Source organism: Paenibacillus sp. N3/727, assembly GCF_022637315.1.
Taxonomy (GTDB): Bacteria; Bacillota; Bacilli; order Paenibacillales; family Paenibacillaceae; genus Paenibacillus_AQ; species Paenibacillus_AQ uliginis.
Map to the genome: position 1 here is coordinate 1,481,628 of NZ_CP093336.1, position 26,898 is coordinate 1,508,525.

The following is a 26,898-nucleotide window of genomic DNA, read 5'->3' on the forward strand; positions in this document are numbered from 1 at the left end:
GGATTTCTTGCATAAGCGGAAAAGGGGGAATCTATGAAACCTACCATTCTCGATGTGGCGAGACATGCTAATGTATCGAAGGCTTCGGTATCCAGAGTTATCAATAACAATCCTAAAGTGGATAAAAGTATCCGTGAACGGGTGGAGCAGGCAATTGAGGAACTGGGATACCGACCAAGTGCCATAGCAAGAAATTTGGCCAATAACACATCGAATATGATCGGGCTGATCCTGCCTGATATTACAAACCCATTTTTTCCGCTGGTTGCCAGAGGGATCGAGGATGCAGCCCATGAGCTGGGATATACTCTGTTTATTTGCAACACGGACAATGACCCCAAGATAGAACAGGAATATATTCACAAGATGGCACAGCAGCAGGTCGGAGGAATCATTCTTATATCATCGATTATTGATGAAGGCAAAATGAATGACCTGTTGTCTCTACAAATCCCTTTTGTTCTTTGTGACCGTACGATCACCCAGACGCCGTTCGATGTGGTAACGATAGACCATTACCGTGCAGCATACGAAGCGGTGGAACATCTGATCTCGCAAGGACACAAGAACATATGCCACATTTCAGGCCCACTTCAGGTTCAGACAGCGGTGACGCGTAAGGAAGGCTATATGGATGCTATGCTTGCTGCGGGGCTTTCCCCACGGATTGGTGTCGGTAACTTCTCCTACGAGTCTGGTGTAGAACAGATGAACCTTCTGCTCAATGGTGATTCGTATCAGCCGACGGCACTTTTTGCAGCTAATGACCTTATCGCTTTTGGTGCAATGAATGCAATTAAAGCAAGAGGGTTGAGTATTCCGGGTGATATTGCAGTGATCGGATGTGACGATATTATTTTCGGTCAGATGTATAATCCCGCACTCAGTTCGATTTCGGTTCCTACGTATCAGATTGGTGCAACGGCCGTTAGCCTGCTGAATGATCGAATGAAGGGGGAAAGGATGGATGCCAGGCAAGTCATTCTCAAACATCAATTGATATATAGAGAAACCTGCATAGGAGGAACACGACAAGATGAGCTCTGACATTGTGGTCGTTGGCAGTTTGAACATGGATATGGTCGTTACGATTGACCGCCGCCCTGAGCGAGGAGAGACGCTTCTGGGTGATGATTTCTTTATGAGTCCTGGAGGGAAGGGGGCGAACCAGGCTTATGCGGCCGGACGTCTTGGCGCTTCAGTATCCATGGTAGGCATGCTTGGTGATGACCTGTTCGCGGACAAACTTCTGGATAATTTGAATGGTGCTGGCGTTACAACGGAACATATTGCAAAAGTCGCGGATATGTCAAGCGGGATCGCTCTGATCACCATTGACGCTGACGGAGATAACAGTATTATTGTAGCTCCGGGAGCAAATCAACAAATGACGCCGGAACGCGCTCAGCTCATGGAAGAGATCATCTCGGAAGCCAAGCTGATCCTGGTGCAGCTGGAAATTCCGCTGGATTCAGTCCATGAGGTCGTAAAAATTGCACACAAGCACGGTGTACCTGTACTGCTCGATCCAGCGCCGGCCCAGTCGCTTCCGGAAGGATTGCTTAGAATGGTGGACTACATCGTCCCTAACGAAAGTGAGAACTCACAGTTGACCGGAATACAGGTCAAGGATGAAGAAACCGCAATGGAGGCTGGGAAAAAACTGCTGGAGATGGGTGTCAAAACAGCTGTTTCCAAGCTTGGAGCGCAGGGTGTTGTTATTACTGAGGCCAGCGGCTCCACCTTCGTTCCAGGTTATCGGGTAAACGCGGTGGACACGACAGCAGCCGGAGATGCTTTTGCCGGAGCCTTTGCAACAGCCCTAGTAGCCGGCAAAACGCTTCTAGAAGCAGCAGCGTTCGCCAATGCGGTTGGAGCGCTGACGGTTACCAGGCATGGAGCGCAGGTCTCTATGCCTGATCTGAAAGAGACGGAACTTTTTGTCGAGGGACTATCCCAAGATAAAGTTTCCAAATAAATAAAAAAATTTTTAAGGGGGATTTACGGTATGAAAAAGTTTGGAAGAATGGTGCTTACATTAAGCCTGGCTGCAATCATGATGGTTGTGGCTGCATGCGGCAATGACAGTGCAAAGCCTAGCGATTCGAACAGCGGTGGAGGTAAGGATTCCGGCGGGGATAAAATGAAAGTGGGTTACTATGTAAACGCTACCTTGGGGGATAAATCCTTTTTTGACTCTGTAAAACGAGGTCTTGATGAAGCTGAGAAGGCGCTTGGTTATGAAACCAAAACGATTGAAGGCGGAACGAACCAAGCAGACTGGGCTGCAGGTGTTGAGTCCATGGTTTCCGGTAAGGAATATGACGTAATTATTGTAGGTACGAGCCAAATGACGGAAATTGTCGCGGATCTCGCTGATCGTTATCCGGATCAAAAGTTCATTTTCTTTGATGATAAAGTGCCTAACAAGCCTAACGTGTACTCAATGACTTATTCCCAAAGTGAAGGTTCTTTCCTGGCAGGGGCATTCGCAGGTCTGGTAACGACAAGCACTGAGCTTGAAGGCGCCAATCCGGAAAAAACGGTTGGATTCATAGGCGGTATGGACATTCCGATCGTCAATGACTTCAAGTCTGGTTATGAGCAAGGTGCAAAATATATTGATCCAGAAATCAGTGTTGTTTCTTCGTATATCGGTGACTTTGCTGATGCACCTAAAGCGAAAGAACTTGCGCTTGCTCAATACGCTCAAAAGGCTGATATTTCTTATCAGGTAGCAGCTGCAGCTGGTCTGGGTGTTCTCGAAGCAGGTAAAGAGCAGGGTAAATACACGATTGGTGTAGACAGCAACCAGAACCCGCTGTATCCAGGAAGTGTATTGACTTCGATGTTGAAAAACCTCGATAATACAACACTGCGTGCATTGGAAATGTTTAAAGACGGCAAGCTTCCTTTCGGGACTGTTGAAGTGCTGGGTGCTAAAGAAGGCGGCGTAGGGCTGGCTAAAGATGACCTGTATGAGAAGCATGTTCCGCAATCGATCCGCGACAAAATGGCTGAAATCGAAGCAAAACTGGCTTCCGGTGAAATCAAGGTTGAATCCAGTTTGAAATAGTTGAATCCCATCGTGCAGAGAGGGAGGAGTACTTCCCTCTCTGCACATTTAAGAATTTCTTATCCCAATTGGCGGGGGTGTCATGGCATGGCAGTATTGCTGGAGATGAAAGATATTCATAAGATTTATCCCAATGGGACAGTAGCCAATAGGGGAGTAAACCTCGAGGTACATGAAGGCGAAATTCATGCACTGGTTGGCGAAAATGGAGCGGGCAAATCCACACTGATGAAGATTTTATTCGGTCTAGAGAATCCGACCAGCGGAAGCATCGTTTACAAAGGACAGGAAGTTCACTTTCAGGGGCCGCGTGATGCAATCCAGCAGGGGCTCGGCATGGTGCACCAGCACTTTATGCTTGCTCCCTCACTTACGGTTTCAGAGAACATCGTTCTGGGCGATGAGCCGCGTAAAGGAATGTTTAATATGTTCCGTGACCGGAAGACGGAGCTGAACAATATCCGGGAGCTTATTACGAGATTTGGTCTCAAGACCGATCCGGAAGCGGCGGTGGACTCGATCTCTGTTGGACAGAAGCAGCGTGTTGAAATACTTAAGGTACTGTATCGGGGAGCGAAGCTCATTATTTTGGATGAACCGACAGCCGTTCTGACTCCTCAGGAGACGGACGAGTTGTTTGATTCCATCAAATCTCTTGTGGCACAAGGCTACACTATTATTTTTATTACGCACAAGCTGCGTGAAGTTATGGAAATATCCGACCGGATTACGGTGCTAAAAGCAGGACAAACCATTCAGACATTATTGACCAAAGATACGAGCAAAGAAGAAATTTCAAGGCTAATGGTCGGGCGTGACGTGCTGCTTCGAGTGGATAAGCAGGAACCACAGCTTCGAGAAACGGTGCTGGAATTGAAAGCGCTATCCGCAAATGACGATAAAGGTTTTCCGATGCTGAAGGACGTATCCTTTGCTATTCGCGGGGGTGAAGTGTTTGGCATTGCTGGGGTTGAAGGCAATGGTCAGACTGAGCTGGTGGAAGTGATCACCGGAATGAAGCGGGCAACAGGCGGCGAGGTGCTCTATCTAAATAAGAATATACTCGGCAACTCTATTGGCGAAATTCGCAATATGAAAATCGGCCACATTCCGGAAGACCGCCAAACCACAGGAGCTTGTCTGACTTCGACTATAGAAGAGAATATCATTTTGGACGTCTATAGACAGAAGGAGTTCAAGAAAGGTCCTTTCATGGACCGTAAGAAACTGAAGTTGTTCGCACAGGATCTCATGAAGAAATTTGACGTGCGTGCGGCGAATGAAGAAGTGCTGGCTGGCTCCCTGTCGGGTGGTAATCTGCAAAAAGTCGTTATTGCGCGGGAAATTGCAAAAAATCCAAAGCTATTAATCGCTTCCCAGCCTACCCGGGGCGTTGATATCGGCGCCATTGAGTTCATTCACCGCGAGATCATCAAAAAACGCGATGAAGGCTCAGCTGTATTGCTCGTGTCTGCAGAGCTCTCCGAAATCATCAGCCTCAGCGACCGGATCGGCGTGGTGTACAACGGTGAGCTCGTAGCAGTGCTGGACAACAGTAAGGATCTGACGGAACAGGAAATCGGTTATTACATGCTCGGTATTAAGAAAGAAGAGAAAGGGGCGGCCGTCTGATGAATCAGAAGCGCTTTCTTTACCTGGATCTTGTAGGCATCATCGGCGCAGCTCTACTAGCGTTAATATGCGGATTCATTATTATATTGTTTGTCAGTGACGATCCGCTGAATGCCATCAGCGCGTTTATAACGGGTCCTTTCTCCAATGCCTTTAACATAAGTACACTGGTAAACAAAGCGATACCGCTCATATTTACGGGTCTGGCTCTTGCAGTCGTATTTCAGACGAATGTGTTCAGCATGGGAGCGGAAGGACAGCTCTACGTTGGCGGATTTCTTGGATCTTTGTCAGCGCTGTATATTCCGGGCCTTCCCGCATTCATTCATATTCCAGTCATTCTGATTTGTGCAATGGTTGGCGGAGCGCTGTTTGGAGGGATGGCTGGTTTCCTGAAGGCAAAATGGAATGCGCACGAAGTCGTTACAACGCTTATGCTGAACTATGTAGCCATTATTCTGACCTCCTATTTTGTTAATAACGTATTTAAAGACCCGGAAAGTGGCGGTTTTGCCCGTATGCCTTTCTTCGAGAAAGATTTGCTTCTAGGGAAAATGTCTAACTCGTTTCCGGTTCATTACGGAATTATTGTAGCTCTGATTGCCGTCGTCGTTGTGTATCTGCTCATGTATAAGACGAAGATCGGATATGAGCTGCGTCTGGTCGGTAAAAATGACAAGTTCGCCCGATATGGCGGGATTAAAACGAAACATATCATTATTATTAGTGTCATGATCAGTGGAGCCTTGGCGGGACTTGGCGGTATCGTCGAGCTGCTCGGTGTTCACGGTGCGTACAAAGACAGCTTTTCGGCTAAGCTCGGCTTTGACGGTATCATTATCGCGTTGCTTGCCCGAAACCATCCGATTGGTGTGCTGATCTCGGCCTTGTTCTATGCTTATCTGCAGGTTGGCGGTCAAGTTATGCAGGCACAGAGTGATGTGTCCCGCGAACTGTCCGTTATCATTCAGGTGCTGCTGGTACTGTTCGTATCCGCGCAAGTTGTATTCAATTACTTGAAACAAAGAGCCATCATGAAACAGAAGAATCAAACCGGCGAAAAGAAGGTGAATACTCATGTGGTCTAGTATATGGATGCAGTTTGCCGACTTGACGATCATCTATGTGCTGCTGCGCGCGATGACTCCTATTCTGCTTGCTTCTCTGGGAGGTCTTATCTCAGACATCACAGGTGTTACGAACATCGGTCTTGAAGGATTAATGCTCGTCTCAGCCTTTACTTCCATCGCGGTCGGTTCAGCAACAGGGAGCTGGGCGATTGGGGTTGTGTCCGGTGTATTGGCTTGTGTACTCATTTCATATGCGATGGGTTTCTTCCATCTCAAAATGAAGGTAGATATCATTATAACCGGATTCGCCATTAACATTTTCGGCTCGGGTGTCACCGTGTTCCTCATGAGTAAACTGTTCAACGTGACAGGGAGCTACAACCCGACAGAACTGAGCAAAATTCCAAATGTAAATATTCCGTTTATCGAGAATATTCCGGTGCTTGGGAAACTGCTTAGCGGTCACAACCTCATGTCATGGATCGCATTGTTGTCTGTCGTATTTTGTTTCTACTTACTGTACCGGACTCCTTACGGCGTACATCTGCGGGCCATCGGCGAGGCACCTGAATCTGCTAAATCGCTTGGCATTCCGGTGCGCAGGCTGCAATACTCCGCATTTGCATGGAGCGGCGTGTTTGTAGGATTGGCCGGTGCGTTTATGTCGATGGGGATGACGAGTATGTTCGTTAAGGATATGACAGCAGGAACCGGCTTCTTGGCCTTGGCTGTCGTGCTTCTCGGTAACCGTAATCCAATCGGAATTCTGGTCGGTGCATTCATCTTCGGATTTTCCAAAGCGATTGAAACGATGCTACAGACGATTCCGAACAGCCCGATTCCAAGCCAGTTTGTTCAAGTACTGCCTTATGTCGTAACAATCATTGCGCTTGTCATTTTCGCTATCCGTAAACAGCGCAAAGGTGAAAGCATGACCATTGGTAACACGTAGAAAAAAATAAGTAATAAGGGGAAATGACACCGATGAGTAACGAAAACAAACGTAAAATTATTATTGATTGCGATCCGGGACATGACGATGCGATCGCTATTTTGCTGGCAGCTGGAAATCCAGCCATTGACTTGGTAGCTATCACGACCGTAGCCGGCAACGCCGAAATCGAGAAGACAACACAGAATGCTCTGAAGGTGTGCGAGATTGCAGGTGTCCGTGATGTGCCTATCGCAAAAGGTGCAGGGCAACCTATGGTTCGGAAGCGTGAAACAGCAGCTGACATTCACGGGGATTCCGGTATGGACGGTCCGGTGCTGCCGGAACCTACTCTTAACATTGTAGAAGAACATGCGGTGGATCTAATCATTAGAAAGCTTCTTGAATCTGACGGAGATATCACGCTCGTGCCGGTTGGACCGCTGACGAATATTGCGATGGCTATGCGTCGTGAGCCTGCTATCCTGTCTAAAATACAGGAGATTGTCATTATGGGTGGCGGTACGTTTGGCAACTGGACACCGGCTGCGGAGTTCAACATTTATGTAGATGCGGAGGCAGCCGCGGTGGTGTTTGAGAGCGGGGTTCCGATTACAATGATGGGCCTTGACGTGACACACCAGGCACTGGCCACGGTTGAAGTAAGTGATAAAATCGCTTCGATCGAGAATCCGGTCGCGAAGTTTGTGAGTGAACTTCTTGTTTTCTTCCGTCAAACCTATAAGGATGTCTTTGATTTCGAGCATCCTCCTGTGCATGATGTGTGCAGTGTTGCATACTGTATTGATCCAACTGTGTTTAACTGCAAGAAGCTTCGGGTGGATGTAGAGACACGCGGTGACTTCACGTACGGAATGACGGTGGTCGATACCCTGGGTGTCACCCATAAAGAACCGAATGTCAATTTCGCTCTCGGCCTGGATCACGGGAAATTCTGGAACATGCTGTATCAAACACTTGGCAATTATTCGAAATAGGATCACATCAACTACTTACGCTTGGGGGATGGAGAAATGAAGCCTGTTATTATTGATGTGGACACAGGAATTGATGATGCTTTAGCGATTGCCTATGCGGCCAAATCGCAGGAACTGAAGCTCATCGGCTTAACGACTTGTTTCGGGAATATACCGGTGGAGGATGCAACACGTAATTCTCTGCTTCTTGCGGAAATGCTAGGCTGTGATGTTCCGGTCATTCCGGGTGCGGAAAAACCGCTTACCCGAGCATCTCTTGAAGGATACGCCACAAGGGTTCACGGTAACAACGGCCTAGGCAACGCGGTGGCGCCTTTCACACCGAGCGGTCAGGCGCTGAAAGCACATGCGGCAGATTTTATGATCGAAGTGGTACGAAACCAGCCGAACAAAATAACACTTATCATGGTAGGACCTTTAACAAATTTAGCGCTCGCTATCCAAAAGGACCCCGAAATCGTAAATCTGGTCGACCGGGTCGTGGTCATGGGGGGAGCGGTACGCTGCCGAGGCAATGTGACACCTTCGGCCGAAGCGAATATCCATGCGGACCCGGAAGCCGCGGAATATGTTTTTAATTCAGGAATTTCGCTTACATTAGTCGGTCTCGATGTAACCATGAAGACACTCCTGCCACGTGAACATCTGAAGGAGTGGGAAAAGCTCGGAACTGAATTTTCTAAACTGTTTGCAGAAATGACCCATTATTATATGGATGCATACGAAGGGTTTTATCCTGGTATCGGTGGGTGCGCGCTGCATGATCCGCTTGCAGTAGGTGTAGTCATTAATCCTGAATTTGTTAAGACACTGCCGATGCGGGTCGATGTCATCACATCCGGTGATGCGGTCGGACAGACGGTTGAAGTCCAGGATCGTGATTCTAACATTGAAGTGTGCGTGGAAGTGGATGAGAAGGCCTTTCTGGAGCATTTTCTTAGTAGAGTGATGTAAGCAAAGAGGGAAGAAAAGAACGATCATTCGCCGCTGCTAATCAGAAAAATAACGTGTAACGACACAGCATGGGCTGTCCTCAGGTCTTAAGATGACCTTTTCAGGACAGCCTTTATTTATTTAAAAGTATAACATCGGAGTAAATTTTACCTATTGGGAGTGTTACAACTGTTTCTGCCTGGGGGGTTTCTGAGGTAGCCTTCTGGTAGTATAATGGTAGAGATTACCTTAAAGTGGATAAAATGCTGCTTAAGGATGTCAATTTATTACGTTATGGGGGCTGAAGGCGATGATCATTGGGGTTCCAAAGGAAATTAAAAATAATGAACACCGTGTTGGTATGACGCCAGGTACGGTATTAAGCTACAAAAATGCCGGCCACGAAGTTTGGGTGGAGTCGGGAGCAGGTGCCGGTATCGGTTTTACGGATGATGATTACGCTAGCTCCGGTGCCCGGATCGTTGCCGATGCTAAAGAAGCTTGGACTGCGGACATGGTGGTTAAGGTAAAGGAGCCGCTGCCGGAGGAATATGTGTACTTCAGGGAAGGACAGATTCTGTATACTTATCTGCATCTAGCTCCCGAAGCGGAATTGACCAAGGCACTGATAGATTCAAAAGTAACTGCTATCGCTTATGAAACAATACAGCTGGATGACGGCAGTCTACCGCTGCTTACACCGATGAGTGAGGTGGCAGGGAGAATGTCCATCCAGATCGGTGCGCATTTTCTGGAAAAGGCCCATGGCGGAAAAGGGGTTCTTCTGAGCGGTGTGCCGGGTGTGGCACCAGGAAAGGTCGCGGTTATTGGAGGCGGCATTGTTGGAACCAACGCCGCGAGAATTGCGCTTGGAATGGGTGCGGAAGTAAGCATATTGGACATTAACCCGAACCGCTTGCGTCAGCTGGATGACCAGTTTCAAGGACGAATTAAGACGATCATGTCGGACTCATTCCATATCGCGGAAACCGTAAAGGAAGCGGATCTCGTGGTTGGAGCCGTGCTTATTCCCGGAGCGCGGGCGCCACGGCTCGTGACGGAGGAAATGGTGAAGCAGATGAGTCCCGGCTCCGTTATCGTGGATGTGGCTATTGACCAGGGAGGATCAATAGAAACGATCGACCGGATCACGACACATGACAATCCGACTTATGAAAAGTTTGGTGTTATTCACTATGCCGTTGCGAATATGCCCGGTGCAGTGGCACGTACATCCACGATAGCTCTGACCAACGCAACGACTCCCTTCGGCCTAAGAATTGCAAGCCAGGGGGTTCGTCAGGCATCGGCAACAAACAGAGCCCTAGCCAAAGGGATCAATGTAATTGGTGGGAAGGTAACCTATCAGGCGGTAGCCGAAGCTCACGGATACGTTCATACGAATATTGATGATTATTGGGCGGGCCTGGGGGTAGTAAATTAGGTTTTACCCGGTGGCTCGAAATGGTAATCATGGTTTTATTCATCACACAAATAACCGTCCTGGCAGGGGACGGTTATTTGTCGTTCGGAAATTTTAGAACCCATCATAAAACCCTTGTTCGTCGGTGTCTTCATCTGCAACAGCCTGTATTTCCTCCGAACCAATACTAATGTAATGATAGCCCTCTTCCATATGCTTTTTCAGTGCACGCTCTTTCACAAATTTCGGACTGGCCTCACCCGAATCTTCATCATATACAAGCAGAATCCCGTCTGTTTTACGAAACAACAGCTCATCTCTGGCTTTAAATTGCCAGCTTCCCTGATAAGACTCTTTGCTAACCGCAGCGTAATAGTCTATTCCCTTGAGAATTTGCATATAATACTCTTTCTTCTCATCACTCCACTTTTCTTCTGGATGCGCATAGGCTGTAATAATGGAACATCTCAGCTGCGGATACTGTTGCTTTAACGATATGACGGCTTCACAGGCCCAAAGATCAACCCCGTATTGGCCTGGCGTGATAACCCACTCTAGCCCTTCCTCGATCAAAGGAATCAGTCTCGACTCAATCGCTTTTTTTATATATGGAATTCCTTTGTGTTTATTATTGTAAATACCGAGCTCATGAGCCCGGTAACCTGTAAGCAGGAGATTTTTCACTTAAGCAGCACATCCCTTGATATCTTTCATTGTTCATTAAGTGTATCGCTATGGGACAGGACAAAGCAAGAAATCATAATTCTTATGTGAAAACATTATCATATAACTAAGCATTCTCGCAATTTAATGGAATTTGTTACACTTTTTTCTAATTTGGGTAATGACAGTGGAATATATATTTTAGGAGGAATTTCTTTTGAAAAAATGGACAGTGGCATTACTCAGTGTAATTTTGGTGATGGGAATCACCGCATGCAGCAAAGAAAAACAAACTGACGGAGGTGCTACTACACCGACAACAGAACAGCCGACAACCGGCCAAACGAAAGAACCCCCGGCAGAAGCTCCTAAGGAAGAGGCGTTTCCTACGGTCGATGAATTGATTCAGAAATCAGCAGAGGCCAGCCAGAATATGAAGAGCTTTTCCATGGACGCTGACATTAAACAGAACATTATTTTCGGTGAAGGCGAGAGCAAGCAGGAGCAGAAAGTTGATATGGCGATGAAAGTGGATACAACCATGAATCCGATGGAGATGTATCAAGAGATTCAAATGAACATACCTGGAAAAGGAAAGCAGTACATCAAGCAGTACATTACACAGAACGGTGTTTACTCTTCGGTGGATGGTGAGTGGTTCCAGCTGTCTGAAGAAAACGTCAAAGATATTATGGCGAGCATGAAGATGACAACGGAAGGTCCGGAGAAACAGTTGGAACAGTTTAAATCTATCGTTAAGGATACAAAGGTGAGTGTGGAAGGTGATCAATATATCCTGACGGCTAACGTTTCCGGTGACAGCCTAAAGGAACTGGCTAAATACTACATGAACCAAGCGGGCGGAACGAATACTCAAACTGCTGAGATGATGGAGCAGATGGACATCAAGAGCATCAAAATTGTTTACGGGGTGAAAAAAGACACTTATCTGCCAACGAAGTCAGACATGCATATGATTATGAGCATGAGTCAGGCTGAGCAGAGTGTTTCCGTTGATATGAAAATGAATAGTACGTTCTCCAAACATAATGAAATCGAGAATATTGAAATTCCGAAAGAAGCGTTGAATAGTGCAAAAAGTCCGGTCAATGTGAAATAAGACAAGAACGGGTTGCAAACGCTTTTGATGAATTTACTGATATGCCTAACGTCTTCAGGGGCGGATCCATGATGTAATAAGTAATGTTGTATGGTATACAACATTGGAGAAGTAGACTACCTAAACGTACTGATATTGTTGTAGATTCTACAACAATCCCTCCGGGAAAGAGGTAAATAAATGATTTCCTATTCCTATTGTTGTATTGCATGCAACAATCCGTCCTTTGCTCCTAAATGACGGAATAAAGTTGTATGTTATACAACATTTTCTGCATCATGTTAAGTGATACAAATAGTAGGAATAACTCATTCGCGTAGTGTCTTACAACAAACAAGAGGGGTATCCTTAGGGTCAAATGACCTTAGGGACACCCCTCTAGCATCTGATATTATTCTTTGACACTCCCCATCACAATTCCTTTAATGAAGAACCGTTGCAAGAACGGATAGACGATCAGAATCGGGAATGCTGCAACGAAAATCTGCGCCGCCTTACTTGTACGATCTGATAACTTAATCATCAATTCGACATTCTCCGCCTTAATAAAGCGAAAATCCATTTTGATAATGACAGACTGCAAGAACGTCTGTAGCGGATAATTCTCCGGATGATTCATATACAACATCCCGTCAAACCAGCTGTTCCAGTGTCCTACAATCGTGAAGAGACCTGTTGTTGCAAGAGCGGGTAAAGACAACGGTACATAGATTTTCCATAACGTTTTGAAGTGACCGGCTCCATCGATTCGTGAGGATTCCTCCAGTTCCTTCGGTAAGTTGCGATAGAAATTAAGCAATAGAATAACGTTAAATACCGGAACCGCTCCTGGCAAGACCAAGGCCCAAATGGTATCTAGCATTCCTAACGACTTCACCGTTATATACATTGGTATGAGGCCGCCGCTGAAGAGAATCGTAAATACAAAAATCCAAGCATACCAAGTACGCAATCTAAACTGCGAAGTATTTTTCGATAAAGGATACGCCGTAACAATCGTCAACAGCATGCTTATTATCGTACCGAGCACAACGCGCTGAGTGGACACCCAAAAGGCGCGCAAGTATTCCGGCTTTCCGAATACGTTGTCATAAGCGGCCGTCGTGAAATCAACCGGCCACAATAGGACTTTACCGGCTGATGCCGCAGTTCCGGAGCTGAATGAGATCGCTAATATATGAACAATTGGCATAAGACACAACAAGGATATAAAAGTTAGAAAGATGAAATTGAATACTAGAAACACCTTTCTAGACCATGAGCTATGGTTAGGCACGATACGTCTCCCTTCTGAATTACCTGCTATAAGTGCGTGTTCAAAAAGGTCGGTTTTCAGCACCGAAGCTTATGCTTCCGATGTGCGTTTTTTCAAACGCTTCAGTTGAATGAAGCTAGGGACTGAGGAGCGGAGCGTACGTTGGGGTACGTGAGCACCAGAAGGCCCGGCTGAATTCAAGATTTGATGTCGAACCCGCTTCCTGATTCACTTCGTGATCAAAAGCGGACTTTTTGAACAACCTCTAGAGCACTAGAAAATGCGGTAATTCGCTACACGATAAGCTAGCACATAGGAACATGAGATGAGAATAAAGCTTACGATTGATTTCAGCAGCCCTACAGCCGTTGCAAATCCGAACTGAGCCTGCTGGATCCCCATACGGTAGACGAAGGTATCGATAATATCCGCGCTTTCATAGACCGGAGGACTGTACAAGTTGAATATTTGATCAAATCCGGCATTAAGTACATTCCCAATATTCAGGGTCAGCATCAGAATGATAATCGGCAGCATGCCTGGAAGCGTAATATGCAAAGTCTGCTTGATGCGTCCTGCGCCATCGATTTGCGCTGCCTCATAGAGCGACGGGTTAATATTCGTGAGTGCCGCCAGATAGACAATCGTACCGAAGCCGAATTCCTTCCATACGTCCGAGATAACCATCACATATGGGAACCAGCTGTTGCTGCCCAAGAAAAAGACCGGCTTAATCCCGAACAATTCCAGGAATTGATTTAAAATCCCGGAGGATGGTGACAAAATATCAATCAAAATACCGCTTAACAAAACCCAAGATAGAAAGTGAGGCAAATATACAAGCGTCTGAAAGGTTCTCTTAACCCATTCCTTACGCAGTTCATTCAATAGAATCGCAATCGTAATCGGAACGATCAGCCCTGCAATGATTTTCATGACTGCAATGAATATCGTATTAAAAAAAATGCGGCCAATATCCGGATACTCCATCAACAATCGGAAGTTCTTCAAACCGATAAAAGGTGAACCAAACAACCCTTTATTCGGTATATATTTCTGAAACGCCATCATGATTCCCGCCATAGGGATGTAACTGAAGATAAGAACCAGAATAAGACCTGGCAGCAGCATTATATGAAGCGGCCATTCCTTTTTAAACATTCGCGTTAATCCACTCATGCCCTTCACCTCGCTGTGTTTCTCTGTATAGAAAGAGGGACTGACTTCGATCAATCCCTCCATCGGTCTTTCTAAACATTATTTACTCGCTGCGTACCATTCGTTAACTTCTTTCGTAATATCGTCACCGCCAAGTTTTTTCCACTCGTCAACGAATTTGTCGAACTCATCAACAGACACTTGGTTCATGATGATTTTGAAGTATACTTCGTCACGCTTCTTGGTCAAGATTTCTTGACGCTCTGCCATTGTTGCAGTAGGAGCGCCGTAGAATTTGTTTTGCAGGTATTCTTTGTTTTGTTGGATGTTAGGAACAAGCGAAAAAGCGCCTTTCGGTCCCGAAATCAGATATTCCCACCACATGTTGATATCGCTGCCGTCAACATATTTCATTGCACGCTCATAACGCGTTTTTTGGTCTTTTGTTTCCAGAATGCTAGGATCTTTCGTTTCGACCGCTTTCGGCAAGATATCGCCGTTGTTATCGATTTGTTTGCCTACGCGAAGTGGGTTAAGCAACCAGTAGTTGCTGCCTTTTTCTTTCAGATCTTTACCGTATTCGTAAACTTTTTGTTCTTCAGTCGGATGAGACTGCGTCACGATGTATTGGTTCAGCAATTTGATAACGCCTTCAGGATGCGCAGCTTTTTTGTTAATCACATAGTACTCGTCAACACCTAAGCCGATTTGGTTGAGCGTTGGGTTGCTGTCCACGGAAGGAATCGGGTATACACCCCATTCTTGAACAACTTTACCGTCTACAACTGCGCCTTTAGCCAGCTGTGCCGGTGTCCAGGAAGCGCCGAATACAAGACCTATATTGTTGTTGTAAAGAAGCTCTGCTTCTTTATCAGCATCTTTAACCGAGAACTCAGGATCGATCAGACCTTTTTTGAACATATCTTGAAGCGCTTTAAGTGCATCTTTCACTTGCGGTTGAATGTCACTGTTCATAAGTCCGCCGTTTCCATCTTCTATCCAGTGGTTTTCATAAGCATGGTAACCGTTAAGGAATGCGCGTAATCCGGTTACCCCTGTATCTTTATTGAATGGGTCTTTACTTACCGCAATACCATAAGCTTTGCCTGTGCCGCCTGGATCTTTCGTTTTGAAAGCTTCAGCGATCGTCATCAGGTCAGCCATTGTCTTCGGTTCTGGCAGGTTCAACTTTTTAAGCCAGTCTGTTCGTACGAACAAGTATTGATATTGGTAAGGATTATACGAGCTCGGAATCCCCATTAATTTGCCGTCGAAAGTGGCCGTTTTCATCTGCATGCCACCGTCCATCGTCAAAAATTTCTTCGTTTCATCCGTCGCGTACTGGTCATATACATCCGTGATGTCCATAATCATGTCCGCTTCCGTTAGTTCTTTCAATTGTGTTGCATTCACACGGGCGAAGTCCGGCAGGTCGTTGGATGCAATCGTCATTTTTAATTTTTCTTTGAACTGATTGTCATCCGCTGCTACCCATTTGTTCGTAATCTTTACGCCGATGTCTTTCTCATAAGCGTCATACACGGCATTCTTATCGAAAGTTTCGCCCTCGTCGAATTTAAGATACGGGTCGCTTGGTGAAACCGTCGAAACTTCAACGACTTGATTCTCATCTTCTTTCTGTTCCTGCTGTTGCGTCGCCTCAGGTTGTTTCTCTGCCCCTTTCGTGCCTTCACTGTTATTGCTGGAGTTACCACATGCGGTCAGTGCCAAGCACAGAATCAGGGTAACGATCAACAAGATTTTATTGCTTTTCATACAAACCCTCCCCAATGTTCTCAATGTGTCGCTGCAGTTGATTTCTCTGTGTGATCCTTCCTGTTTTAAGTATAGAAAAGAGCCCATCTCCATTCTATATACTAGTCTTTACTTTCGTATACAACTCTTGATATTGAAATTGCCATCAGCATCGATACTTCCAAATTCACGACGTTGCTTTCATCTCCATCAGCGGGTCTTTCGATATCAATACCGCCATATTCCAGGTTCTGATCGCATATCCTTTCCTGCAGCGGTTTTTCATTAAAGGAATTGTGATGGGGAGTGTCAAAGAATAATCATTCAGGATTCTTTACCAATACTTTGCGGGAGAGTATACAATGAGAATTATGATGAGACTGAAAGACTCCTCCATTTCCAAAAAAATTATGGCTGCCTTTATGGCGGCGCTGCTTCCACTGATGGCTATCACTTGGCTCATTAACGATAAGGGCGCTGACAGCATCAAAACGGAACGCTCACAGGCGATTCTCAATACGGCCAGATATTACTTAGACTCCCTGAATAAAGAAGCGGACCAGATTATTCGATATCTACCCAATTACGTAACAGATAGTGATTTAATGGAGATCGCTGCGATGGGTGATGAGATGTCTTACTATGAAAGGGCTCAGAAGATTATCGATATTCAGAAACGCCTTAACCTGATGAAAGATTCGAGCCCTGTTATAAAAGAAGCGAAAGCGTATGTGCCGTTACTGGACAGAACACTGCTCAGTGGCAATTATGAAACATCTATCGACCGCCAGGAATATGAAGCGATTCAGCCAAGCAACCGAGGCTATAATGAGCCTTTTATCTATTGGCAGGATCGGATTTTCCTCAGTATGCAATACCCAGCCAGTTCGCTGCAGGAACCGATATTTGTCATCGGTGTGGAGCTTTCTCCCCACAAAATCAAAGAGTCGATGTCTCAAGTCAGTAACTCGTTTGGCGGGAGCAATATGCTGATTAATATCGATCGAGGCTGGCATATTCAGAGTCAGGAAGACCCGGATCTGGTAAAGACCGTCACAAATTTTATTATGGAAAAAAAAGAAGCAGGGGAAAAGGAAGGTTATGATACCATTCGCAGCGGGGATGAACGTTATCTGGCTGTTTATAACTACTCGGAGCTGTGGAATTCATATTCAGTAAGCTGCATTCCGGAAGAAAGCTTACTCGGACCGATCCAGAAATATCGGGTATGGTTTTGGTGGGCGTGCGTGCTTGCCATCTTTGTTGTCATCTTCTTTTCCTATTTTCTGTTCCGGTTGATTTATCGCCCACTCCTGAAACTCGTTAGTTCTTTTCGGCGAGTGCAGCAGAACCGGTTCGAACCGATAACGATTGATCGGGGACAAGATGAGTTCGGGTACTTGTATCTGGCTTTTAACAATACGATCCGATATTTGAAGACGTTGATCGAGGAAAATTATGAGCAGCAAATCCGCAATCAGCGCTCGGAACTTAAACGGCTGCAATCGCAGATCAATCCTCATTTTTTGTATAACTGTTTTTTTGTACTGTGCCGGTTAATTAAATCGGAGAATAAGGATAAAGCGTATCAATTCTGCCTCTACATCGGTGAATACTTTCATTTTATAACCCGTAATGATGAAGACGAGATTCCGCTTTCGCTGGAGGTTAAACATTCCCGTACTTATGTAGATATGCAAACAGTATGTTATGGGGATCGTATCCATGTTACGTTTATAGGTGAAGCACCGGAGATTAAGGTTCCAAGGCTTGTTCTTCAACCGATTATTGAGAACGCCTACAAGCATGTATTTGGAAATATGCTGACGAACGGAAAACTTCTGATATACTGTGAACAGAATGATGAGGAAGTTGTATTCTATGTGGAGGACAACGGCCAGGGTATTACGGATGAAGTCATTGATAACCTGAACATGAGGTTAAAGCGGTCTGCGGATGATCGTATGGAGGAGACAACAGGTCTTGTCAACGTGCATCGCAGAATTCAGCTTCGTTATGGCGCTCATTACGGGATCACGATTGAACGATCGGCACTGGGAGGACTAAAAGTAGGGATTCATATGAATAGCAACTAGAGGAGGGATTGGAATGTACCGACTGCTCATTGTAGATGATCTCCCCATTATTGTGGACGGTCTGTTTGAGCTGTTCGAGCAGACAGAACATCTGAAGTTGGATATATTGAAAGCGTATTCAGGTGAGGGCGCACTTGAAGTGCTGGAACAGCATCAGACTGATATTGTCATTTCCGATATAAAAATGCCGGGACTTGAAGGTATTGGTCTTTTGCAGAACATTAAAGCCCGCTGGCCGAAGTGCAAGGTTATATTTCTTACTGGCTATAACGATTTTCATTATGTACAGAGCGCGATCAAATATGGTGGGTTCGAATATATATTGAAGATTGAAAGCGACGAGAAAATTATAGCTTCTGTAGAAAGAGCTATAGAGGAGCTGAACGAAGAGAACGAGCAAAGGGAGATGATTGAAAGGGCTAATGAACGCATGCGTCGGGCTATGCCTTCACTTCAAAGGGAGTATATCGGGGCCATACTTCAGGGCAAGCAGGTGACAGACGCCCAATTAATTCGGCATTTCCAGGACATCAGCATATCGATGCAGGCTCATTTACCCGTCATGCTGCTTCTTGGCAGAGTGGATACATGGAAGGATATGTTAACGCCACTGGATAAAGCCTTGTTCATTTACGCGTTGCAAAACATTGCCGATGAATTATTGGCTGACCATGTTCGCGTGTACTCTTATGTGTATGATCAGGGCAAAATCGTCTGGTTCATCCAGCCTGGGACAGACAGTCTGACACACACCGCGCCAAACTCTCACGACTGGAGAAAAACCTATGCGGAAGTAAGCGGCAGACTGGAGAGAATTCAGTTAGCTTGCAGGAGGCTGCTTCATCTGTCTGTATCTTTCGTTCTCAGCAGCGAAACGGTAGCCTGGAACGACGTTTCGGACCGTTATCATATGCTGAAATATAATTTCATCCATGGTTTAGGTTTAACAAGCGAGGTGATACTGACAGATTCTGATATCCGGAATAGTGAGACGGCATGTAACCATCAAAGAGAGTATTTCTATCTAAACCGGGTGCAGCTTCTTGGAAAATGTCTTGAAAACAATCACCGCGGCGAATTTTTTAACATATACCACGATTTAACGAAATTGTGGAACGACGAGAATTTTCCTAATGAAAGGAAAAAGGAACTGTACCACTCTTTATCGGCTGTATTTTTGGCTTATATTAATAAAAGCGCTGAACTGAAGGAATATTTGAATACCGAGCACGATTTGTCGCCGTTGTTTCAATATGGAGAACCGGATTCTTGGGTTATCCTGAAGGAATACTTTTGCGAAATAGCAGTTTCCCTGTTTAATTGGATCGCTGAGCAAGGGGAGCTTCTGCCAGCCGAACTCGTACAGAAGGCGCATCGTTATATTGAAACGCATATTTCCACAGACATATCACTTAACGCGATTGCGGATCATGTCGGCCTGAATCCGTCATATTTTTCAAGATTGTATAAACAAATGACGGGAACCGGGATATCCGATTATATCAATGACTACAGAAATCTGAAAGCGAAGGAGTTACTGCTGGGCAGCAGCATGAAGGTGAATGAAATTGCGCTGTCGCTTGGTTACAATTCCGCGCTTGCGTTTATCCGTTTTTTTAAAAAGCAGAACGATACGACACCCCAGGAATACCGAAGCAGGGGCAGGTCGGAAAAATCGAAAGCCCCAAAGTCAATAAATGTATACGAAAGTAAGTAATAATCTCTTTAAGCTCCTTGTCCGCCAAAGTACAATCAGGTCATAGGCTGGACATTAGGAGGGGTAACATTGAAGACTATAACAGCTGTTTTATTAGGAGCCGGCAGTAGAGGACGTTATATTTACGGCCCTTATGCCGAAAAATATCCCAATGAACTTAAAATCGTAGCTGTTGCTGAGCCTGATGAGGGGCGCAGAAACCATTTTGCAGCAATTCATGGAATTTCGGAAGAATATGCTTACGATTCGTGGGAGAAGGCTTTCGATCAAGGACGAATCGCCGATGTCATGATCATCAGTACACTTGACCGTTTACATTACATCCCGGCATTAAAAGCGTTAAAGCTTGGATATCATGTTCTGCTCGAAAAGCCAATGTCTCCAGACAGAGAAGAGTGCATCTCACTTGTCAAAGCAGCGGAGGAGCATGGCAGACTGTTGATTGTAAGTCATGTACTGCGGTATTCATTATTTTGGGATCGGATCAAAAAATGTATTGAAGCAGGTGAAGTCGGCAAAATCGCAACCATTCAGCTGTCAGAAAACGTCGGATATCGACATATGACACACAGCTATGTGCGCGGTAACTGGCGGGATGCGAAGGAGACAAGTCCAATGATTTTGGCGAAATCATGCCATGATCTGGATATCATCTCCTGGCTCATGGAAGAGAGATGCATGAGGGTAAGCTCTTTTGGATCACTGCTTCATTTTAAGGAAGAGAACGCGCCGGAGGGATCAGCAGATCGTTGTATCGACGGATGCGAGGTAGAGAAATCTTGTCCGTTCTCTGCACTAAAATTGTACATTCAGCCACCGGAACATCCATGGGCTCGCTATATGACACAGGATCTATCACACGAAGGAATACTAAGAGCGCTTAGAGAAGGACCGTTTGGGCGATGTGTGTACCGTTGCGATAATAACGTGGTTGACCATCAGGTTGTCAACATGGAGTTTGCAAGCGGAGCAAATGCGGCTTTTGTCATGTCTGGCTTTACGGATAAAGAAGGGCGAAAAGTACAGATCATGGGCACACACGGGGAAATTCGAGGTGACATGGAAACAGGCTCCTTCACTTTATACCGTTATTCAACAGGAGAAGAGATCGACTTTCAATGTAATACCGGAGGGGACGGTCATGGGGGCGGTGATGTCAGGATGATCAGCTCTTTTCTAAAAGACGTTCGTCAATTTGGCAGTGGCAGTCAAGCAGACGGACTGACTTCTGCCGGTGCTTCTCTGCAAAGCCATTTGATCGCTTTCGCCGCAGAACAGTCCAGATTGGAGCAGGGAAGACCGATAGCGATACCTGATGTGTTGAACATGAAATCTGAGATAAATATATAGATTGTTATAAAAAGCGCTGATGCCCAAGAGTGGCACCAGCGTTTTTATGTGTCAAATCATAGGACGGCAAAGCCATACGGATAGGGTATAGATTGTTACTTAACTTCTACGATTACACTTCCAAACAGCCGTCCATCGATGCTTGCCATCAATCTCCATAAGCCGGATGTAGGGAGACTCATTGAAGAAGGCAGTGCAGCGTCAGCTCCATTGAGCTTACCGGGAGACAGCTTACTTTCAAAAACATCTATAATCTCGAATGAGTTCTGCTTCACGGCTGTAATTTTTCAGCTCGTGGTTCAGCTCTTCATCCCGTCCCCAGAAGTGCCACATATATTTATTGGACTGAGCTGCTTGGAATCCAGGATGGATGAAACCGAGCTGATTCTCCACGCCGGTTTCCTTATGAGTAGCCGTAATGCGGATGTTCTGTCCTTCAAGTGTCTCGACGGGGACGTACAAGTTCCACCAACTTCCTGCTGGAGACCCCACCGGATATTCGCCACCCGGAAATACGTGAAGCTTGGTAACTCCTTCCGCCGTATTATATTGAGAGTGGGGTGTCCAGTCCCCTGAAGGAGCCGCAGGCTTTACCACAGGGGTAGAGGTGTTGTTCTTCATTAGGGAAGGGCTGATGATCCAGATCATCCCCAGTATGGCGATGGTGCATACGCCTGTTGCTACGACGCGAGATAATCTTTTGTATTTCTTGCCGGATGGTTTACGGTTGTTCGTTGAACGTTCCAGCACGGTAGTCATCATCTCCTTCGTAAAGGGAGGTTTTTTAAACGGAGAGGACTTTAATTCTTGAATCCAATGGGGTTTGGTTCCCGGAACGATCCAGGAAATAATATTGATTTCAGAATGTGCGGGCTAAGGCACGCAGATGGAAAGTTTGAAACAGTAACGTATAATGAGGATAAAATTATAAGAAGGGAGAAAGATCAAGATGGGATTATATTTTAAAGATAACTTTTTTAATTCAGGTGAAACGAGCGTGATGAATGAAGCGGGAGAGATTGTTGGAACGGTAGATTTGAAAAGCTCTTTCGGTTCCTCCCTGGATGTGTATGATGAGACCGGAATGAAGGTTTACAGCGGTTCGTTCCGTTTTTTCTCGAATAAATGGGAAGTGTGTGACCGTAATGAATATGAACTCGGTGTGCTGCGAATGCGGATGAGCTTTTTCTCTAAGAAATATGAGTATGATGCCGGTGAAAGGGGGATTTATGAAATTACGTCCCCGGCGTTCTCCAAGGAATACGAGATCCAGGGTGAGGGCGGACGCTGCGTTGCCACGTTTCATCGTGTCAGTGGATGGCTGCAATCCGGAGCTTACCACCTGAAGAACGATAGTCATCACCTGGATGATTGGGAATTGATTGCCGTCGTTATGGGAGTACATGCGATTCAAAAAAGAGTTAACAGCAGTGGATCTTCTGCTTCCACGTAGAACGTAAGGAGGGTTAAAGGATGAACGACATGAATGCTGTCATTACTGAGCAGCTGCGGAATATAGAGCATGAGGAAGAGATCATCATCCTTTATGCCTGTGAGTCAGGAAGCCGATCATGGGGATTTTCTTCCCCCGATAGTGATTACGACGTACGGTTTCTATATGTAAGACCCATTGATTGGTATTTATCCATCTTTGAGAAGAGAGATGTGATCGAGCGCCCGATTAGTGACAGACTGGATATTAACGGGTGGGACCTGAAAAAGGCTTTGAATTTATTCCGTAAATCAAACCCTCCCCTGCTGGAATGGCTTGAGTCACCTATACAATACCTGGAACACACATCCGCCGCAGAGCAGATCCGAGGGCTGTCTCCGCTGACTTTTTCGCCAAAATCTTGTCTGTACCATTATCTTAACATGGCCAAGGGAAACTATCGCGATTATCTGCAAGGGGAGCAGGTGAAGATTAAAAAATACTTTTACGTGCTTCGCCCAATCCTTGCCTGTCTCTGGATTGAGAAATACGACAGTATGCCGCCGATTCAATTCGAGAGTCTGGTGGAGAGATTAGTACCGCGTGATAGTGAGCTTTGCAGTGAAATCTATCAGCTGATTCAGCGAAAAAAGTCGGGCGAAGAACTTACTCTTGAGCCGCGTCTTCCGTTAATCAATGATTATTTGGAGAAGCAAATCAAGTATTATGAAGCTGCTGCACAGCGTATGCAGAACAGCAGCCTTGACCGTGTCTCCGATGAAGAACTGGACCATTTGTTCCGCAGTATTCTGAAGGAAGCCTGGCATAAGGAGGTAGAGTGAGTGAACGAGGTTATGGATCATCTGGATTACGGACTATCGGTTCTCTTCATTGGCTTCAATCCAAGCCTGCGCTCTGGTGAAGTGGGTCACCATTATGCGAATCCACGTAACAATTTCTGGCGTATTTTGCACCGGTCGGGTCTTACCCCTCGTCTGTATGACGCCTCTGAGGATGGGGAGCTGTTGAAGCTGGGATATGGCTTTACGAATATTGTAGCCAGGCCAACCCGGGGAGCTGAGGATATCACACGGGATGAATATGAGCAGGGACGTGAAATACTGCGGGCCAAGCTTGAGCAATACCGCCCGAGAATTGCGTGTTTTGTTGGTAAGGGGGTCTATACGGAATTCAGTCGAAGATCACAGGCGCATTGGGGCTTTCAGGCTGAACCAGTTGTGAAAGAGGTGCGTGAGTTTGTCGCTCCTTCATCCAGTGGCCTGGTCCGGATGCCCATGGATGATATTGTAGGGATATATCGGCAGCTTAGCGATTTTATAGAGAATGAAGGATGATCAGAGAACGGAGAAACTAATGGTGAGGAAAAGCCCTGAAACATCGGCTGCGCTGGGAACAACAAAGAGGAACGCAAGAGTTCATGATGAACTTCGGCGTTCCTCTTTGTATTATTGCTTTAGCGCAGCTTGGCAGGATCTATTCTTGGAACAAGTCCTTCGTCTGCCGCACGGCTTAACAGTGCGGATACAGCGGCATATCCATCTTCCCCGAGGTTCGCGGTAAACGGATTTACATACAATCCAATATGCGCCTCTGCCACTGCCGTCTCCATCTCCTGTGCATGATCCAGCACATAGTCACGGGAAGCTTCGGGATGGGCCCAGGCGTATTCCACCGAGGCACGTGTCCATGCCGCAATCTGATCAAGATCAAGCGAACGACGTGCAATGATGGCGCCGAGCGGAATGGGGAGACCGGTGTCAGATTCCCACCAGCTTCCGAGATCCGTCATCAGATTAAGGCCATAAGAAGGATAGGTGAAACGGGCTTCATGAATGACAAGCCCCGCATCGACTTCCCCATCGCGGACGGCAGGCATGATCCGGTCAAACGGCATGACAATAATTTCACCGACTCCGCCGGGAACGTTCTGCGCCGCCCACAACCTGAACAGCAAGTAAGCGGTGGAGCGTTCACTCGGCACGGCAACTTTGCGTCCGGACAGGAATGCCGGATCAGCTGCTTTAGAGGCTAAGCCTGTGGCGCTTGAGGCTCCGCCTGTCAGAAGGAGCGGGCCGCATCCGCGTCCAAGCGCACCCCCGCAAGGGATCAGCGCATATTCATCGAGCACCCATGGCAGAGCAGCATACGATATTTTCAGGACGTCATGGTCATTGGAACCTGTCTCCGCGGCCCAATGGTTCGTGATATGGATGTCTGCATAAGACACTTCGAGCTCAGGTGCGCCGGGAATCAGGTTATGTACCCAGGCGTGAAATACAAAAGTGTCATTTGGACACGGTGAAAACGCAATTTTCATGTCAGCACCTCCGGTAGTTGTGAGATTGCCGCTTCAAGCGTCTGCAGTGCTTGGGGGATCTTCCAGGCATCCCGGTCACGCGGACCTACAGCGTTTGAAATTGCGCGGACCTCTAGCACAGGCAATCCGAAATCCTGTGCGGCTTGTGCTACTCCAAATCCCTCCATAGCCTCGGCAGCTGCTCCAGGAACGCGGGCAGTTAGTGCTTCAGCCGTTGCTTTTGTACCGGTTGTGGTAGATACGCTGAGAATCGGACCGCATGCTGCTATCAGACCGGCTGCTTGCAACGCTTCGGTCAGCAGAACCGCGAGCTTGGACGGTGTCTGAATATAAGCTGATCCGAAACCGAGCTTGTCCACGCTGAGAAATCCATCAGGTGTCTCGGAGCCGAGATCTGCGGCGATGATATCACTTGCGACCACCAGAGATCCGACAGGGGCCTGCCCGGGAAATCCGCCGCCAATACCGGCGCTAATAACCAATTTATAATGGCCTGACGCCAGAGTTTTAGCTGTACGGGATGCTGCAGCCGCAAGACCGACTCCCGCTGCAATGACCTCATAACGGTTGTCGCCAGCCAGACCGCGGAGCACGGCCTCTCTTTCTGCGGCAACGGCTGTGACGATCAGAATTTTTTGTGTAGATTCATTCATAAGCATCTCTCCCTCATAAAGCTGTTTGCATATTCCGTATGAACTTAACGTTAAATGGTTCTGGTACTATTTTGACACTCCCACCCCTAAGGGGGCAAGCCTGCTGACGCAGTTGGAATTCTTGAGTAGTTAACGCCCTCAATCCATTTCTGTTTTGGACAACTCTCAAGTTTAGGGCGTGTCATCGCCCCTCCTAAGACAGTGCGTATAGCATCTTAGGCTGATTGACTGTTACCGCCAACCACAGTTGCGTAGCGAATATTCATCGCCCCAACGATATCACGATGATTCTCGAATCCACATGGGCACTTGTATCTTCTATCTTGTGCCTTTTTTCTTTCCTGACATTTTGGACATGATTGACTCGTATTTGCAGGATTAACGTACTCTACTTTGATCCCCACCAAGTTTGCTTTGTATTCTATGAAGGTCGATAGACGATAGAAAGACCATGTATGTAGATTCTTTTCGTTTTTACGACTTGTTCTTGTCGTCTGCCTTATATTCGTTAGTTGCTCTAAGCGAATGACAGAAATCTTATTCTCAACTGCAAAATTAACGATTTCACGACTGATCTTGTGGTCTTTGTCTTTCATCCATCGTTGTTCTTTATCGTCTAAATTGCGAATAGCATTCACTTTCTTTTGTTTCCCAAGTATTTTACGAACACTACGAAACTTCCGTTTCCTATATTTGTTTTCTCGTCCGTTACCAAAAAAACGAACTTTATCATCTTCTGTGATAGCTACCGCTGGGACTTTCAATCCTACATCAACGCCTAAAACTCGTATACCCGTTTTTTCAGTTGTCGGCATCGTGACAGATATTTGCGCTACCCACTTACCTGAGTTTTGTGTGATACGGAGCGTGCCAAGTTTATGCTTTAATAAATCAAAATTCCGATTATCTTTGTTGATAAACAATGCACGAATTTTAACACGATTGGATTTTCCTTCTACCATAAGTGGAATAGAAATGTGCGTGAAATCAAAAGAATAGTTTTGGTTGTTCCATACACAAACTGGTTTCTTTAGAATCGGAACAATTGTGTATTTACTTTTCTTTACTTTGGTGGAAAATACACTTTTCGCATCTTTAATCGCTTGATTTTTTACCGCACTTGGTAGATTAGCAGGAACGTCTCTCGTCGTCTTTTTCGTACTTTTCTTTTCTTCAACCATCTCAGCTATGAGCATATTCACGACCCCAATGTACTCGTTACTACTTTGTTTCAATCGTTGGATTTGTTCTGTTGTGGGAAGTAGCTTTACCTTAACTGTTATGGTCTGTGCCATATA

Annotated in this window: 24 protein-coding genes; 16 read left to right on the forward strand and 8 right to left on the reverse strand. The window is 46.1% G+C overall.

Going from position 1 to position 26,898, the window contains the following annotated elements:
• The first annotated feature begins 33 nt into the window (after positions 1-33).
• From MNQ98_RS06515 to ald, 9 genes are all read left to right on the forward strand, one after another.
• The gene (locus MNQ98_RS06515) at positions 34-1,047 is read left to right on the forward strand and encodes a LacI family DNA-binding transcriptional regulator (protein ID WP_241932462.1); all 1,014 of its coding nucleotides are present in this window, start codon (positions 34-36) and stop codon (positions 1,045-1,047) included.
• The gene (gene rbsK / locus MNQ98_RS06520; RefSeq protein ID WP_241932463.1) at positions 1,037-1,978 is read left to right on the forward strand and encodes a ribokinase; all 942 of its coding nucleotides are present in this window, start codon (positions 1,037-1,039) and stop codon (positions 1,976-1,978) included. The genes MNQ98_RS06515 and rbsK overlap by 11 nt, the downstream gene beginning before the upstream one ends.
• A gap of 30 nt (positions 1,979-2,008) precedes the next feature.
• Positions 2,009-3,076: a BMP family lipoprotein gene (locus MNQ98_RS06525; RefSeq protein WP_241932464.1), complete on the forward strand. Its 1,068-nt coding sequence runs from the start codon at positions 2,009-2,011 to the stop codon at positions 3,074-3,076.
• Positions 3,077-3,163: 87 nt separating this feature from the next.
• Entirely contained in the window at positions 3,164-4,708 is a 1,545-nt protein-coding gene (locus tag MNQ98_RS06530) for an ABC transporter ATP-binding protein (protein WP_241932465.1), read from the forward strand.
• A complete protein-coding gene (locus MNQ98_RS06535) occupies positions 4,708-5,796 on the forward strand; it encodes an ABC transporter permease (RefSeq protein ID WP_241932466.1) in 1,089 nt (362 codons plus the stop codon). The genes MNQ98_RS06530 and MNQ98_RS06535 overlap by 1 nt, the downstream gene beginning before the upstream one ends.
• A complete protein-coding gene (locus MNQ98_RS06540; protein ID WP_241932467.1) occupies positions 5,786-6,730 on the forward strand; it encodes an ABC transporter permease in 945 nt (314 codons plus the stop codon). The genes MNQ98_RS06535 and MNQ98_RS06540 overlap by 11 nt, the downstream gene beginning before the upstream one ends.
• 32 nt (positions 6,731-6,762) lie before the next feature.
• Positions 6,763-7,707, forward strand: a complete 945-nt coding sequence (locus tag MNQ98_RS06545; RefSeq protein WP_241932468.1) for a nucleoside hydrolase — start codon at positions 6,763-6,765, stop codon at positions 7,705-7,707.
• Positions 7,708-7,743: 36 nt separating this feature from the next.
• On the forward strand, positions 7,744-8,661 hold the full coding sequence (locus tag MNQ98_RS06550; RefSeq protein ID WP_241932469.1) for a nucleoside hydrolase: 918 nt from the start codon (positions 7,744-7,746) through the stop codon (positions 8,659-8,661).
• 289 nt (positions 8,662-8,950) lie between these two features.
• Complete coding sequence (ald, locus tag MNQ98_RS06555) at positions 8,951-10,084, forward strand: alanine dehydrogenase (RefSeq protein WP_241932470.1); 1,134 nt, start codon at positions 8,951-8,953, stop codon at positions 10,082-10,084.
• 93 nt (positions 10,085-10,177) lie between these two features.
• On the opposite strand, the gene MNQ98_RS06560 is transcribed toward ald, so the two are convergent.
• Positions 10,178-10,747 (reverse strand): SLOG family protein, encoded by a 570-nt coding sequence (locus tag MNQ98_RS06560; RefSeq protein WP_241932471.1) that lies wholly within the window; start codon positions 10,745-10,747, stop codon positions 10,178-10,180.
• A gap of 196 nt (positions 10,748-10,943) precedes the next feature.
• Here MNQ98_RS06560 and MNQ98_RS06565 point away from each other — a divergent pair, with 196 nt between their 5' ends.
• Positions 10,944-11,846, forward strand: coding sequence for a DUF6612 family protein (locus MNQ98_RS06565; protein ID WP_241932472.1), 903 nt, complete (start codon positions 10,944-10,946; stop codon positions 11,844-11,846).
• Between the two features lie 391 nt (positions 11,847-12,237).
• Here MNQ98_RS06565 and MNQ98_RS06570 read toward each other — a convergent pair whose 3' ends face one another.
• The 3 genes from MNQ98_RS06570 to MNQ98_RS06580 all read right to left on the reverse strand — a co-directional run bounded on the left by MNQ98_RS06570 (position 12,238) and on the right by MNQ98_RS06580 (position 16,035).
• Positions 12,238-13,122 (reverse strand): carbohydrate ABC transporter permease, encoded by an 885-nt coding sequence (locus MNQ98_RS06570; RefSeq protein WP_241932473.1) that lies wholly within the window; start codon positions 13,120-13,122, stop codon positions 12,238-12,240.
• 252 nt (positions 13,123-13,374) lie between these two features.
• Complete coding sequence (locus tag MNQ98_RS06575; protein ID WP_241932474.1) at positions 13,375-14,280, reverse strand: ABC transporter permease; 906 nt, start codon at positions 14,278-14,280, stop codon at positions 13,375-13,377.
• A 78-nt stretch (positions 14,281-14,358) separates the two neighbouring features.
• Positions 14,359-16,035, reverse strand: coding sequence for an extracellular solute-binding protein (locus MNQ98_RS06580; protein ID WP_241932475.1), 1,677 nt, complete (start codon positions 16,033-16,035; stop codon positions 14,359-14,361).
• 341 nt (positions 16,036-16,376) lie between these two features.
• On the opposite strand from MNQ98_RS06580, the gene MNQ98_RS06585 reads away from it, so the two are divergent.
• From MNQ98_RS06585 to MNQ98_RS06595, 3 genes are all read left to right on the forward strand, one after another.
• Positions 16,377-18,110 carry a sensor histidine kinase gene (locus MNQ98_RS06585; protein WP_241932476.1) on the forward strand — a complete coding sequence of 578 codons (1,734 nt, stop codon included), beginning with the start codon at positions 16,377-16,379 and terminating at the stop codon, positions 18,108-18,110.
• Between the two features lie 13 nt (positions 18,111-18,123).
• Positions 18,124-19,827, forward strand: a complete 1,704-nt coding sequence (locus MNQ98_RS06590; protein WP_241932477.1) for a response regulator transcription factor — start codon at positions 18,124-18,126, stop codon at positions 19,825-19,827.
• A gap of 69 nt (positions 19,828-19,896) precedes the next feature.
• Positions 19,897-21,177 (forward strand): Gfo/Idh/MocA family protein, encoded by a 1,281-nt coding sequence (locus MNQ98_RS06595; protein ID WP_241932478.1) that lies wholly within the window; start codon positions 19,897-19,899, stop codon positions 21,175-21,177.
• Positions 21,178-21,414: 237 nt separating this feature from the next.
• Here MNQ98_RS06595 and MNQ98_RS06600 read toward each other — a convergent pair whose 3' ends face one another.
• Complete coding sequence (locus MNQ98_RS06600; protein ID WP_241932479.1) at positions 21,415-21,927, reverse strand: hypothetical protein; 513 nt, start codon at positions 21,925-21,927, stop codon at positions 21,415-21,417.
• A 199-nt stretch (positions 21,928-22,126) separates the two neighbouring features.
• Between MNQ98_RS06600 and MNQ98_RS06605 the strand changes: the two genes are divergently transcribed.
• Genes MNQ98_RS06605 through MNQ98_RS06615 form a run of 3 tightly spaced genes read left to right on the forward strand, consistent with a single transcriptional unit; the run spans position 22,127 to position 23,964 of the window.
• Positions 22,127-22,630, forward strand: coding sequence for an LURP-one-related family protein (locus MNQ98_RS06605; protein ID WP_241932480.1), 504 nt, complete (start codon positions 22,127-22,129; stop codon positions 22,628-22,630).
• 20 nt (positions 22,631-22,650) lie between these two features.
• On the forward strand, positions 22,651-23,451 hold the full coding sequence (locus MNQ98_RS06610; protein ID WP_241932481.1) for a nucleotidyltransferase domain-containing protein: 801 nt from the start codon (positions 22,651-22,653) through the stop codon (positions 23,449-23,451).
• A complete protein-coding gene (locus MNQ98_RS06615; protein WP_241932482.1) occupies positions 23,452-23,964 on the forward strand; it encodes a mismatch-specific DNA-glycosylase in 513 nt (170 codons plus the stop codon). It abuts the gene before it with no gap.
• Positions 23,965-24,083: 119 nt separating this feature from the next.
• Here MNQ98_RS06615 and MNQ98_RS06620 read toward each other — a convergent pair whose 3' ends face one another.
• The 3 genes from MNQ98_RS06620 to MNQ98_RS06630 all read right to left on the reverse strand — a co-directional run bounded on the left by MNQ98_RS06620 (position 24,084) and on the right by MNQ98_RS06630 (position 26,895).
• A complete protein-coding gene (locus MNQ98_RS06620; protein WP_241932483.1) occupies positions 24,084-24,947 on the reverse strand; it encodes a 1,4-dihydroxy-6-naphtoate synthase in 864 nt (287 codons plus the stop codon).
• Positions 24,944-25,600, reverse strand: a complete 657-nt coding sequence (locus tag MNQ98_RS06625) for a futalosine hydrolase (protein WP_241932484.1) — start codon at positions 25,598-25,600, stop codon at positions 24,944-24,946. Before MNQ98_RS06625 ends, MNQ98_RS06620 begins: the two co-directional genes overlap by 4 nt.
• Before the next feature lie 215 nt (positions 25,601-25,815).
• A complete protein-coding gene (locus MNQ98_RS06630) occupies positions 25,816-26,895 on the reverse strand; it encodes a transposase (protein WP_241932485.1) in 1,080 nt (359 codons plus the stop codon).
• Between the last annotated feature and the right edge of the window lie 3 nt (positions 26,896-26,898).

Bases quoted from the DNA above. Each gene is read 5' to 3' on its own strand.
- MNQ98_RS06610 (WP_241932481.1), top strand. From the start codon at position 22,651: ATGAACGACATGAATGCTGTCATTACTGAGCAGCTGCGGAATATAGAG.
- MNQ98_RS06515 (WP_241932462.1), top strand. From the start codon at position 34: ATGAAACCTACCATTCTCGATGTGGCGAGACATGCTAATGTATCGAAG.
- MNQ98_RS06580 (WP_241932475.1), bottom strand. From the start codon at position 16,035: ATGAAAAGCAATAAAATCTTGTTGATCGTTACCCTGATTCTGTGCTTG.
- MNQ98_RS06590 (WP_241932477.1), top strand. From the start codon at position 18,124: ATGTACCGACTGCTCATTGTAGATGATCTCCCCATTATTGTGGACGGT.
- MNQ98_RS06625 (WP_241932484.1), bottom strand. From the start codon at position 25,600: ATGAATGAATCTACACAAAAAATTCTGATCGTCACAGCCGTTGCCGCA.
- MNQ98_RS06550 (WP_241932469.1), top strand. From the start codon at position 7,744: ATGAAGCCTGTTATTATTGATGTGGACACAGGAATTGATGATGCTTTA.
- MNQ98_RS06540 (WP_241932467.1), top strand. From the start codon at position 5,786: ATGTGGTCTAGTATATGGATGCAGTTTGCCGACTTGACGATCATCTAT.
- MNQ98_RS06535 (WP_241932466.1), top strand. From the start codon at position 4,708: ATGAATCAGAAGCGCTTTCTTTACCTGGATCTTGTAGGCATCATCGGC.
- MNQ98_RS06525 (WP_241932464.1), top strand. From the start codon at position 2,009: ATGAAAAAGTTTGGAAGAATGGTGCTTACATTAAGCCTGGCTGCAATC.
- MNQ98_RS06530 (WP_241932465.1), top strand. From the start codon at position 3,164: ATGGCAGTATTGCTGGAGATGAAAGATATTCATAAGATTTATCCCAAT.
- MNQ98_RS06605 (WP_241932480.1), top strand. From the start codon at position 22,127: ATGGGATTATATTTTAAAGATAACTTTTTTAATTCAGGTGAAACGAGC.
- MNQ98_RS06620 (WP_241932483.1), bottom strand. From the start codon at position 24,947: ATGAAAATTGCGTTTTCACCGTGTCCAAATGACACTTTTGTATTTCAC.
- rbsK (WP_241932463.1), top strand. From the start codon at position 1,037: ATGAGCTCTGACATTGTGGTCGTTGGCAGTTTGAACATGGATATGGTC.
- MNQ98_RS06545 (WP_241932468.1), top strand. From the start codon at position 6,763: ATGAGTAACGAAAACAAACGTAAAATTATTATTGATTGCGATCCGGGA.
- MNQ98_RS06630 (WP_241932485.1), bottom strand. From the start codon at position 26,895: ATGGCACAGACCATAACAGTTAAGGTAAAGCTACTTCCCACAACAGAA.
- MNQ98_RS06585 (WP_241932476.1), top strand. From the start codon at position 16,377: ATGAGAATTATGATGAGACTGAAAGACTCCTCCATTTCCAAAAAAATT.
- ald (WP_241932470.1), top strand. From the start codon at position 8,951: ATGATCATTGGGGTTCCAAAGGAAATTAAAAATAATGAACACCGTGTT.
- MNQ98_RS06575 (WP_241932474.1), bottom strand. From the start codon at position 14,280: ATGAGTGGATTAACGCGAATGTTTAAAAAGGAATGGCCGCTTCATATA.